This window comes from Aquimarina sp. AU474 (assembly GCF_900312815.1).
Lineage (GTDB): Bacteria > Bacteroidota > Bacteroidia > Flavobacteriales > Flavobacteriaceae > Aquimarina.
On the sequence record NZ_OMPE01000006.1, the window covers coordinates 189,999 to 201,744 of the forward strand.

The 11,746-nt window shown below is 33.1% G+C and carries 9 protein-coding genes and 1 tRNA gene; 4 read left to right on the forward strand and 6 right to left on the reverse strand.

Going from position 1 to position 11,746, the window contains the following annotated elements:
* Nucleotides 1-46: 46 nt before the first annotated feature.
* From ftsZ to DK508_RS05555, 3 genes are all read left to right on the forward strand, one after another.
* Nucleotides 47-2,023, forward strand: coding sequence for a cell division protein FtsZ (gene ftsZ, locus DK508_RS05545; RefSeq protein WP_109299755.1), 1,977 nt, complete (start codon nt 47-49; stop codon nt 2,021-2,023).
* 102 nt (nt 2,024-2,125) lie between these two features.
* Nucleotides 2,126-2,575, forward strand: coding sequence for a GatB/YqeY domain-containing protein (locus DK508_RS05550; protein WP_109299756.1), 450 nt, complete (start codon nt 2,126-2,128; stop codon nt 2,573-2,575).
* Between the two features lie 19 nt (nt 2,576-2,594).
* Nucleotides 2,595-2,668: transfer RNA gene (locus DK508_RS05555), tRNA-Arg, on the forward strand.
* A gap of 279 nt (nt 2,669-2,947) precedes the next feature.
* On the opposite strand, the gene DK508_RS05560 is transcribed toward DK508_RS05555, so the two are convergent.
* The 4 genes from DK508_RS05560 to DK508_RS05575 all read right to left on the reverse strand — a co-directional run bounded on the left by DK508_RS05560 (nt 2,948) and on the right by DK508_RS05575 (nt 8,094).
* A complete protein-coding gene (locus tag DK508_RS05560; RefSeq protein ID WP_109299757.1) occupies nt 2,948-4,606 on the reverse strand; it encodes an alpha/beta fold hydrolase in 1,659 nt (552 codons plus the stop codon).
* Nucleotides 4,607-4,829: 223 nt separating this feature from the next.
* On the reverse strand, nt 4,830-6,575 hold the full coding sequence (locus tag DK508_RS05565) for a tetratricopeptide repeat protein (protein WP_109299758.1): 1,746 nt from the start codon (nt 6,573-6,575) through the stop codon (nt 4,830-4,832).
* A gap of 249 nt (nt 6,576-6,824) precedes the next feature.
* Nucleotides 6,825-7,415: a hypothetical protein gene (locus DK508_RS05570; protein WP_109299759.1), complete on the reverse strand. Its 591-nt coding sequence runs from the start codon at nt 7,413-7,415 to the stop codon at nt 6,825-6,827.
* A gap of 7 nt (nt 7,416-7,422) precedes the next feature.
* A complete protein-coding gene (locus DK508_RS05575; protein WP_109299760.1) occupies nt 7,423-8,094 on the reverse strand; it encodes a hypothetical protein in 672 nt (223 codons plus the stop codon).
* Between the two features lie 530 nt (nt 8,095-8,624).
* Between DK508_RS05575 and DK508_RS05580 the strand changes: the two genes are divergently transcribed.
* On the forward strand, nt 8,625-9,722 hold the full coding sequence (locus DK508_RS05580) for a beta/gamma crystallin-related protein (protein WP_109299761.1): 1,098 nt from the start codon (nt 8,625-8,627) through the stop codon (nt 9,720-9,722).
* 304 nt (nt 9,723-10,026) lie between these two features.
* On the opposite strand, the gene DK508_RS05585 is transcribed toward DK508_RS05580, so the two are convergent.
* Nucleotides 10,027-10,740, reverse strand: a complete 714-nt coding sequence (locus DK508_RS05585; protein ID WP_109299762.1) for a hypothetical protein — start codon at nt 10,738-10,740, stop codon at nt 10,027-10,029.
* 108 nt (nt 10,741-10,848) lie between these two features.
* Complete coding sequence (locus tag DK508_RS05590; protein ID WP_109299763.1) at nt 10,849-11,691, reverse strand: hypothetical protein; 843 nt, start codon at nt 11,689-11,691, stop codon at nt 10,849-10,851.
* Between the last annotated feature and the right edge of the window lie 55 nt (nt 11,692-11,746).

An 11,746-nucleotide genomic window follows, 5' to 3' on the forward strand; every position in this document is an offset into this window, starting at 1 on the left:
AGTAAAAAAAGTATAAAAAAATAGGAGAACCAGAAAATTAGCAATTATGAGTAATAACGAAGAATTTGAAAACATTTCGTTTGATTTACCTAAAAACCAATCCAATGTGATTAAAGTGATTGGTGTAGGAGGTGGTGGTAGCAATGCTATCAATCACATGTTCCTGCAGGGGATCAAAGGTGTTGATTTTGTGATCTGTAATACAGATGCACAAGCATTAGAGAATAGCTCAATTCCAAATAAGATACAATTAGGAGTATCCTTAACCGAAGGGTTAGGAGCAGGCGCAAATCCCGAAGTGGGAGAACAATCTGCTGTAGAAAGCTATGAAGAGATAAAGAACATGTTGGACACCAATACCAAAATGATTTTCATTACTGCTGGTATGGGTGGTGGTACGGGTACAGGAGCTGCTCCTATTATTGCTAAAATGGCTAAGGAGTTAGATATCCTTACCGTAGGTATTGTTACTATTCCGTTTCAGTTTGAAGGGCGTATGCGTAATGAACAAGCACAATTAGGTGTAGAACGACTTCGGGCTCATGTAGATTCATTGATAGTAATCAATAATAATAAACTAAGAGAAGTATATGGTAACCTTGGATTTAAAGCTGGTTTCTCCAAAGCAGACGAAGTTCTTGCTACAGCATCTAGAGGTATTGCCGAAGTAATTACGCACCATTATACTCAAAATATTGATTTACGTGATGCCAAAACTGTACTTAGTAATAGTGGTACTGCAATCATGGGCTCTGCTAATGCCTCTGGTAACAAACGTGCGCACGATGCTATTGTAAAAGCTTTGGATTCTCCATTGCTTAACGATAATAAAATTACGGGTGCTAAAAATGTTCTCTTATTAATAGTATCAGGTAAAGAAGAGATTACTATTGATGAAATTGGTGAAATCAATGATCATATTCAACAAGAAGCAGGTCATGGTGCTAATATAATTATGGGTGTAGGTGAAGATGAGTCTCTAGAGGATGCTATCTCGGTTACAATTATAGCTACAGGTTTTGATGTTGAGCAACAGGATGAAATCGTAAATACTGAGACAAAAAAGATTATCCATACGCTAGAGGATGAGCAAAGGGCTGCTATACAGAACTTAACGCCAAAATCTACTAGCAAAGTTACACCGGCACTTTCTCCTTTACCAAAGAACAAAGAAATAGAGGAACCTAAGATTATCAAACATGAGTTAATCGAAGATGAAGAGATAAAAGAGGAGTCTGATCTTATTCGAACTACGGATTTGATAAAAAATATCGATGTAGAGTATGAAGTGGTGAGTCCTTTCTCTTCTGATAATGATTTTGTGATTATTAATGCACAAGATATCATCAAAGAAATAGAGGTAAATGATGCCAAAGAAATAAGTCAAGAAGAAGAGGAAGATAATGATCAATTTTCACTAGCTTTTGATATGCCAGCAAGTGGTAATCAAGAACCCGACAGTGCTATTGATGTTGCAGCTACCAATGAACAAAAAATAGAGGAAGAGGATCAACCTATAATCTTTGATTTAAGCGATGATATCCTTGATATAGAGGTTAATGAACCTATAGAAGTTGTACCAGTAGGAGAGGCAATTTCTGGAGGAGGTCAAAAATATAGTCTTGAAGATTATATGGAAGAAGAAAAACGATTGACTGATGCGCAACCTGCAGATGTTATGGAAGAGGATGAAGAAGTGATTTTTGAAAAGAAGACTGTAGCTCCCGAACCAGAGGCAGAAACACCAGAAAATGTAGATCCAGTGGATCAACCAATTTCAGAAACTCTTAAAGCTAGAGCAGCAGAGCGACGTGCTAAGATGAAAGAATTTAATTATAAATTCAGAAATAGTTCATCAAACATCGATGATATCGAAAAAGAGCCAGCATATAAGCGTGCGGGAATAGATGTTGAGGCTAAACCTGATGATCCAGGATTATCTAGAACTTCTTTAGGAACTGATAGTAATGATGATATACAATTGCGAAAAAATAATTCTTTTCTTCATGACAATGTAGATTAAGAATTTTGTAACATATAAAATTTACTAGATAACCGATAATCTGATTAAAGATTATCGGTTTATTTTTTATCTTCGCAATCCTAAAGATTAATTTAAAGAAAGATGAGTTTACAACAAGAAGTAATGACAGCCATGAAAGAGGCTATGAAAGCTAAGGATACGAATGCATTAACATCATTACGTGCCATTAAATCGGCTATTTTGTTGGCTCAAACAGAAAGCGGAGCAAAAGAAGAATTAACCGAAGATCAAGAGCTTAAGCTATTGCAAAAATTGGTAAAACAACGTAAGGATAGTGCAGCTATTTTCTCTGAGCAAAAAAGAGAAGATTTGGCGCAACCCGAGCTTGATCAAGCCAAGGTTATAGAGCAATTTTTACCTGAACAATTAAGCGAAGAAGAAATCGAAAAAGTTGTGGTAATGACAATCGATGATATTGGCGCATCTGGTATGAAAGATATGGGTAAAGTGATGGGGATTGTATCCAAAGAATTGACAGGTAAGGCAGATGGTAAAATCATTTCTACCATTGTAAAAAGTAAATTATCTTAGTTATATATTATAGTATATAGGCCGTGTGGCGCAACTGAATAGCGCATCAGATTTCGGCTCTGAGGGTTGGGGGTTTGAATCCCTCCACGGTCACGAATGAATCACAAAAAGTGTGAATTACAAAGCGAGTTTCAGAAATGAAGCTCGCTTCTTTTTTTGAAACTTTCGAAGTAATTCTTTTTGTGATTATCAACGCGGAGCGTTGTAGGGATCAAGATAGTTAACCCCTTCACGGTCACCATAAGAGACAAATTTCACATTTGTCTTATCGGGCTTAAAAAAAGCATACCAATTTGCACAGAAATTTCATTCTAGATTAAGGTTAATTGATGTGACATAGATAATTACAATTTACTATAAAATATTTATCTTCTAATTTACGAGTTCTGATGGACTCACTGCAAATTCTTTTTTAAAACATTTAGAAAAATAGGAAGGACTAGAAAATCCCGTTTGAAATGCAATTTCAGAAATGGTACTCTGTTTGTTCATAATTAACTCTTTAGCTCTGTTTAAACGAATTAAAGAAATTAATTGATTCGGAGATTTATTGGTAATCGCTTTAAGCTTACGCTGCAGTTGTCGTTCACTTACTCCAATCTCTCTGCAAAGTATTGTCACTCCATAATAGTCATTACTCATATGATTATTTATGTTCTGAACTACCTGTTGTAAAAAAGAGTTTTGTTGTGGATCTTTATGTTTTTTTATGATAGTGGTTTCTGGCTGCGATTTTTTGGTTGCCGTAAATAAGAGCAAGGAAGTTCCCAATTCTGTTTTAAAAACGGTCTTGTTAGGTGTAAAGTCCATATCCACACCAACTAGTAAGTTTTTTACTGTTTGCGTAAGTACAATTTGATTAGGGGAGGATTGGTTTCCTATAAAGCTCACAAAATCTTCTGTTTCTTCACAAACGCAGTCTCTAATAGAACATTCTTTGATATCAATACCGATCGAAATTTGCGTGTTAAAACTTTTGACGATTTCTACAAGTTCTGTACTACAATATACTGCCTTACTAGGCCCTTCAAAAGTGATAGTAAAAGTGTTTTTAGTATTGATTATTACATTCCCTTTATACTTACTTGCAAATTTCTGTACTAAGTTTTGAACAGTATATTGATAAGCCTCTGCAGTTTGAAGATGTCCTACCATAAAGGTATACAGCTTTCTTTCATAAATAGGCTCAGAAGCTATTTCTATCGTATCTATAAATGATTTTATGTTTTCTAAAACCGCCTTGGTGTCACCAACCCAGAACAAATGATCATTTCCTTCGAGCTCTACTAATCTCGAATCGGGAATACGATTTGCTATAAATCGCCCTTCTTCGATCTTAACATCGATATCATCTACACGCTGCAATAATAATGTAGGAACCTTTATCGATCCTAAAATGTTAATGATATCTACTTGGGTATTCATTTTGGTGAGTGCCATAGCTGCTCTCGGACTTGCTCCAGAACGAAAGTAATTAGCCAACCATTCCATAAATACTTTATCTTGTGCTTTTGAGGGTGCTAAAGACTCTAAGTTCATAGCTCCACTTCCCCAATCATTCGCTATCATATCATACACTTCCTGGCGCTCTTCATCTTTAGGTGCCCAAGGATATTCTTCAGAATATCTTCTCTTTGCAAAAATCCCAAAAGCAATCAAAGAGATGACACGATCTGGATAGGTTGCGCTGAATAAGGCAGAAACACTACCGCCCTCTGAATGACCAAAGAGTACAGCTTTTTCTGATCCCGCTGCATCCATAACGGCGGTAATATCTTCCATCCGCTCTTCTAGTGTAGCAAATTCTACGACTCTATCCGAAAGTCCGGTCCCTCTTTTATCAAAAAGAATCACTCTTGCAAATTTACCAAGTTCTTCAAAGAAATTAACCAATTCTGGACATGACCACATCAAATCAATATTAGAAACCCATCCTGGAATATATACTAGATCAATAGGTCCCGAACCAAAAACTTGATAGGCTATATTGACATCTCCACTCTTTGCATATGTTGTCTTTGGTTTTATCATATTGTCGGTTTTAAAAAGTATTGTAAAACAGTTACTTTTATAAAACTAAAGAATAACAAGTCGAAGACCATAATAACAATGCTTACAAAGTGTATACTATGTGTTGTAAAATGTTAAAAATAGATATACAATGTGTAGACATTAAAATTTCAAAATACTGATTATCAATTAATTAAACATTAAAAAAAAATATCTTAGTAATAGATGCTTATAACTACTCTTTTTATTGTTTGAGGTGGATCAAGTAGGAGGAAATTTCTTGTTCTGGAGATAATTTTAGCTTTTTACGTAGACGATATCTAGCAGTTCTGGCGCTATCGGGAGAGATTCCTAAAATCCCGGCCATTTCTTTTACATTAAGATTAAGCCGTATCAATGAACATATCTTTAGATCGTTCATACTTAGGTCTGGATGTTTATATTTTAATTGGGTATAGAATCCTTGGTGCGCATCTTCAAAAAACCGACTAAAATCCTCCCAATCTTTATCAATACTTAGGTTTTTTCGTACAATTTTATTCAGATCAGCAATCAGTTTAGTTTTTTCTAAAGAAGGAGACTTTTTGATTTGTTGTATCGTATGTTGTATGCTTTGAATAACTTCATTTTTCTTTATAAAATTTAAAGTGTAAGAACTCAATTCTTTATTCTTAAAATCTAATTGTTGCTTTAATTCTTTTTGTTTTAACTCCGAGTTTTCTAACTCTTTTTGTGTTAGTGCATTGGCAGATTCTAAAAGTTGTTTTGTTTTTACAGCTAATTGATTGCTTTTTTTAGCACGTTGTCTGGAAATTATATAAATAAAGCAAGCACTAATTAATATAATAATTACACTAAGGACCAAAACAAGTTGGATTATATCATCTTTTTCCTCCTGCGCCTTAAATGATACTAGTTCTTTATCTTTTTTTTCTAGTTCATTCGCAAATTCTATGTAAGCTATTTGCTTAGATTTCTCCAAATTAAAAAGAGAGTCTCTAAGCACAATATATTTATCATAAAAATAGTATGCCTCTTCTGGTTTAGATTGTTGTTTTTTAAGTTCTTTTAATTCTTCATAGGCAAACAACTCATATTTCTTAAGATTGTTTTCTTTGGCTAGTTTCAATCCTTTGTTTATCTCACCAACAGCTTCCTCCAGTTTACCCGATAGTCTTAGGATTTTACCGTGAATGATCAAATTATTAGTTAATCCATCGATATCGCTCACTTTGCTTCCTAATTCCTTAGACTTTTTTACGTGGTAATAGGCTTGTTCTATTTCGCTTTTGTACAAATATAAAATTCCCAGTTTACTATGTGCTTCTGCTATACCATAGGTAAAATTAGTATCGGTATGCATTTTTAGCGCATCGGTTAAATATTTTAATGCTTCCTCATGTTTACTTTGTTCTACCAGCATCGTACCTATTTTTGTAAAAGTAGTAGCTATTCTCCCTTTCAAGCCTAATGCAGTAAATTCATTAATGGCCTGTTCATAATATTGTTGTGCTTTTTTATACTCTTTAAGATCTGCATATACCATTCCTATGTTAAGCGTAGTATTGGCTATCCCTTTCTTATCTCGTATACTTTGATAGGCTTTATGCGAATTATTTAAGAATAGTAATGCTTGTGTTAGATTGCCTTGTGCCCAATATGCTACACCTACTACACGATTAGCTCTGGCAATACCTTTTGGATACGATAATCGCTTTGACAATTGCAGGGCTTGCAAGCCAAAACGTATAGATTCATTAGCCTCTACGATCCAATATTCATATCCTATATCATTTAAAAGGTTGATCTTTATTGTATCTTCTAAAGTATAGGCTTGTAATTTATTATGTAAGCTATCTATCTTTTTCGATTTCTGTAGAGCCCAGGAAAAATTAGTGCTTAAAAAGAATCCAAAAATGATGCAAACGATTAACTTTTTACCATATAAATATCGTTTTGACGGATGTACAGAAGCCTCAAAAAAATTCATTAAAACAAGAGTTACAGGAAAAATAGTTTAAAGTAAACATAAAAGTACTTATCATTTTTTTAATCTTACCAATAACAATTGTTAAAACCTCTATAAATAGAACGGTTTTGAGCACCGGTTAATAAACCCCTGTTTAATTTATCAAAAATATATCCATTTTTTACTGACTACTATACCCTCAATGTACAATAAAACACCTGGTAATGCTATTATCTATATTACGATACTAATATTTATGATTTTCATTTATCATGCCATTTTTTCCTCTACTTTTATAGTATACTTTTCCTTATATAAAATCATCAGATTGCAGAAAGAAATAATAAAGCCCGCAGAAAACAAATAACATAAAAATAATAGCACCATAAGCTGTACTCTATTAGTCATAATACTTTCTTTAGTCCAGGCTTTTTCAGGATCTCCTAAAAGGATCATCATTTGCTCATTTCGAGCGGGTAGAAATCCGTTAGAAGCTTTGAATGCTTCAAAGGGATTGGTGTTTACAAATTCATTACCGATTACAATATCTTTTTCTAAATAGGGTAATGTTTTGGCTTCTCTGGCAAAATGATATGCTGCATAAGTTCCTATTAAAATCAAAATAAAATTAATGGATAACCGCATCCATACTTGAATCATTCTATTTTTTAAAGAATACAAAATCAGAAAACCTGCCAATGCACTAGAAATAAACACTCCAAACTTCATCAAAAAAGCGGTATTATCATCAGATGCATGCCAGGAAGGCAATGGAATAATAAAAGCTCCTGCTACGGCAGCAATCCAAGTGCTTAGTAGTGTAATTTCTTTCCAAATTTCTTTTAATTTTGATACTAACATGACCTTACTATTTTGGAGTTTGTAATATCAATTTTTTTTCTTCTTCTCCACTAGTACTCAAAATGAGATGTAGTTCTTGTTCTCCTACTCGGTCTTCTTTTTCTAACCAAAATAAATAATACCCAGGAACAAAATCCTGAATAGCATTTTGAGTAGGTTGGTTAAACCGAAATCTTTTAATATTCTGTCCCTGTTCGTAGGACAATTTTCCGAAAACAAAAAATCCTTCTTCTTCATTTGAATTTACGATTACTTTAATTTTTGTGGTTGCATCATTTTTTGCGGTATTATTTATGGTCTGTAGTTTTGCATCAAAATCTGTATAGATCGCTTCCAGAATAAATGTTTTATCCGCTATCGTTTCATATGCTTTATCTAAATTTTTTAAGGTTTTTTCTGAAGCTTGTAAAGTAGTTACATATTCTGTAGTCAGTGCATATTTATCATTACACTTTTCTAAAACTGGGAACAATTCGACACTCTTTTGTTTTAATCTGGAATACGCTTTTTTCAATTCTGGATCGTTTGAGGTTGTAATCTTTTTCTCGAGACCTGTTAACGCCAGTTCGGTTTGTGATAAGACTATAGAAAGGTTTTTGTTTTTGAGACCGTAGCTTGCACAACTGAATAATACACTGGCTATGCAAAATAGAATCAAATATATTTTTTTTGGTTTCATTTTTAGGGAGTTTTAATGAATTTATAGAGGATTAATACTGAATCAAAATTATGAGGAATTACCCTTTGTTTGTTATTATAAAAGCGCCAAATACTATCAATTTCGCGACAGGTTTGTATTTATAAACAGGGTGTTTTAATACAGTTCAAGCTTCAAATATTTTTGGAGCTCCATTCTCAGGGTAATGAACATTTGATTTTTATGATGGAAACCCATGTCGGTTATGTACTTAAGGGTAGTGTTAATTATGTACTCTTGTCGGAAATATGTAGTCATTTGCCGGGTTTGTTTTAATGCTAAAGCATTCATTCATAATACCTTTGGATCAACAAAAAAATATTTTTTAACCATGTAGGGGTAAGAGAATATTCTGTTAATTAGTTTTCTATATTATGTATTGTTTGGTTGCACATGAGTTACTAGTCGTTTTAGCTAGTAGTAAACTTGTATAAACCTACAAAGTGGTAAGAATAAGATGAAAACAACTACAACAGTTTATTTTTTCCCTTTACAATTAAACATTAACAATTATGTCAATTACAATTTATGATCATGCAAATTTCAAAGGCAAAAGAGATAAGCTCAAAACAGGAGTGTATCCTACACTCAATCCAGATCCTGCTGTTCGTCCTATTATTCACGGTACAGATAGTGTGCCTGCACTAGGTATTGATAAACTAAGCTCGGTAGTAGTAGCACCTGGAACCTATGCAGAGTTCTTTATAACACAGGGTTTTAGAGACGGTTCTTTTCTTCTTTTTGAAGGTAAATATCCCCAATTTGGTAAGCAGAATAATAAAATCGATGCCATCAAGGTATTTGATCATGATAAGACGATTTTTCCGATAATCGAATTCTATGAAGGGCATAATTTTAAAGGTTTCCAGCAGAATTTAGCAGGAACTGGACAGGTTACTAACTATGATTCTCCCTTTTTCCGACATGATGTCTTTTCATCGGTGAAAGTGCCAAAAGGAGTTACGGTTACCTTGTTTAAAGATTCATTCCAGAAAGGTCATTCGCTTACCTTAGAATCTGGTGATTATCCCAATCTGTCTATTTTTGGATTTAATGATGTAGTCTCTAGCCTTCAAATCATACAAAATAACCTAGAGGTAACGAATATCGAGTATACGAACATAAAGACTAAAGATGGGGAACCAATCCTGATTTCAAGTACAGCGCAAAATGGTTCTAATTTAGAGCAGCAAGCAAATATCACACTAGAAAGGTCCTATGAAGAAAGTTTTACAAGGTCATTTAGTGAATCGACACTTTTTGGTCTGGAAATTAGTACAACAGCTAGTGTTGGAGTATCCGCTGGTCCTTTGAGCGCAAGTGTTGAACAAACAGTGACTTCAACCTTTGAAAAGACGTTTACTTTTGGGAAAGAAGAGTCTAAAACCAAAACGATTACGGTTTCCAAAGAACTTAATGTAAATATTCCTCCAGGAAATATAGCAAAGGCAGTGATGACACTAACACCACAGGAAGCTACCATAGAAGCCCTATACACACTGAGATTAAGGGGAACAAAGTTAACTACAAAACAAAAAGTGATTATCGAGAGTAAAAGTGCATCGACAGGAACTGTAGTGATTGAAAAATTTACTCCAATCTCCGAGTAGGGGCAAACTCGAGTTGAATCTTCTTGAAACTGAGGGTTCTTAATTGTGGAAAATTCCTCTAAACCTCTAATCGCATAATTATCCGAATTGGAGTTTAGAGGTTTAAGATTGGAGTAAGGCTTAATTACTACTGATTTTTATATGATTGCCTTCTGCCAACTTGTTGATTTTCAATAATTCATTTTCAAAGGGGATCAACATAGTTAACCCCTTCACGGTCACAGCAATTAAAAAACCACGCATTAGCGTGGTTTTTTTGGTATTGACTTTTTGTGCATCATTAATATACCAAGCTTAATATCGATTAAAAGTTATTAAACCTAAAATAGGAAGATTGAACATAATCAAATGTTGTATATGGAAGATCTATACCACCTATTGATACAAGATTTGTTACAGAGTCTGCCTGTGCTAAAGCAATAAGTTCTTTGATAAATGAATCTATTTTAAACGACTTATTTCTACCAAGAGAATTATTACTGTTTGCATCCCAGAATTTAAAAGAGTGCTTTAATACGGATAAAAAATTAATATATTTTTCTTTATCGATTGTCGATAGTTCTGGAATTTTGTTAAGACGAGAAATAACAAAATTATCAATAGAATTATCATACTGTTCAAAATCATTTAAATCTTTAAAATCAATTTTTGCCAGGAGAAAAAGTTGTGTATTGATCATTTTCCTTTCAAACAATTCATTCAACATTTCATTTGGATCGTTATAACTATTAAAAATATGCATATCACCCAAGTGATCTCTTTGATATTTTTCTGAAAGGATTTGTTGAGTATATTTCCTTATGTTAGTTGTATCTGTATCTTCTGGTAAATGATTTAATAAGTATTCTAGATCTCGATTATGTTGAATTCCTTTTTTGTTAAAGGATTTAGAGTCTAATATTTCCTGATTACTCTTTCTAAAATCTTGAGTTTCTATCTCGGTTTGATCATCATTTTTAGAACAGGAAAAAAGAGTAGTTATGGTTGTTAGTAAAAATATGTATGTTGTTTTTTTCATGAGTAAAGCACTTTAAGTAAATTGAGAAAAATTAAAATGTTTTTGCGATATTAACTTTATAATACCAATCATTTTGTGATATAATTGGTATTATAAAGTTGTTTTATTCTACTGATTTATAAGGTGATCCCAATATTGAACCCCGTATCTTGCTGTTGCCATAGTAGAAAGAATTTGCCCTTTATGTTCTTCTTTTATCGCACTGTTCGCGATAATTTTTTCTGCCTCTTCAGAATAAGAAACAAATTCTTGAACATCGACTAGATGCTCCATTACAGTAAAATAAGGTTTCATGACTTCAAAAACCAATTCATCTATTTGTCCATTTTTAAATTGATATTCTAAACCTCCTGTTAAACCGTATTTGTTAAATAATTCACTATTGTATTTTAATTTTTGATGAGCCGTTTCCATAGAAAAACCTTCTAAATCATTTTGGGATATGACATTATTTTCTAAAAGAAAGCCTTCAGTAGTAATATAATATTTTGAAATATCTAAAACATCATTAGTTAGATAACTAGAAGGTTTTTTAATAACGTTTTCTATACATTGATAATGCCAATATCCGAATTTGTCAAAGTCATTTGCTGAGTTAGTATTAATGTTATTTATATTACCCGTATCGTTATTTTGGGATGTGGATTCTAATTCACCATATTTTTTGATTGAAGCGGCAGATGCTTCTCCTAATACCGTGTAGAAAGATCCATCATTGGCATATGCAGTTAAGGCGGCACCTACATCTGCTGCTGCTACTTTACTCCAATCTACATCATTTGCTTTGATCTGTACATTCCAATTGATATGTTTATTTGAAAGCTCCCTGATTTTGGTAGCAATTATTAGTTGAGAATTTTGATTTTCATCTCTTATATCTATTTCATCTGAACAAGATTCAATAAAAACTGTTAAAAAAGCCAGTATTGCTATTAAGATTTTATTTTTCATTTTTTTACATTTTGTTATTAGTTAATTCCTACTCATACGCTTTTCGGTTTCCGCG

Coding starts and splice junctions, on each gene's coding strand:
- ftsZ (WP_109299755.1), top strand. CDS start 47: ATGAGTAATAACGAAGAATTTGAAAACATTTCGTTTGATTTACCTAAA.
- DK508_RS05550 (WP_109299756.1), top strand. CDS start 2,126: ATGAGTTTACAACAAGAAGTAATGACAGCCATGAAAGAGGCTATGAAA.
- DK508_RS05560 (WP_109299757.1), bottom strand. CDS start 4,606: ATGATAAAACCAAAGACAACATATGCAAAGAGTGGAGATGTCAATATA.
- DK508_RS05565 (WP_109299758.1), bottom strand. CDS start 6,575: ATGAATTTTTTTGAGGCTTCTGTACATCCGTCAAAACGATATTTATAT.
- DK508_RS05570 (WP_109299759.1), bottom strand. CDS start 7,415: ATGTTAGTATCAAAATTAAAAGAAATTTGGAAAGAAATTACACTACTA.
- DK508_RS05575 (WP_109299760.1), bottom strand. CDS start 8,094: ATGAAACCAAAAAAAATATATTTGATTCTATTTTGCATAGCCAGTGTA.
- DK508_RS05580 (WP_109299761.1), top strand. CDS start 8,625: ATGTCAATTACAATTTATGATCATGCAAATTTCAAAGGCAAAAGAGAT.
- DK508_RS05585 (WP_109299762.1), bottom strand. CDS start 10,740: ATGAAAAAAACAACATACATATTTTTACTAACAACCATAACTACTCTT.
- DK508_RS05590 (WP_109299763.1), bottom strand. CDS start 11,691: ATGAAAAATAAAATCTTAATAGCAATACTGGCTTTTTTAACAGTTTTT.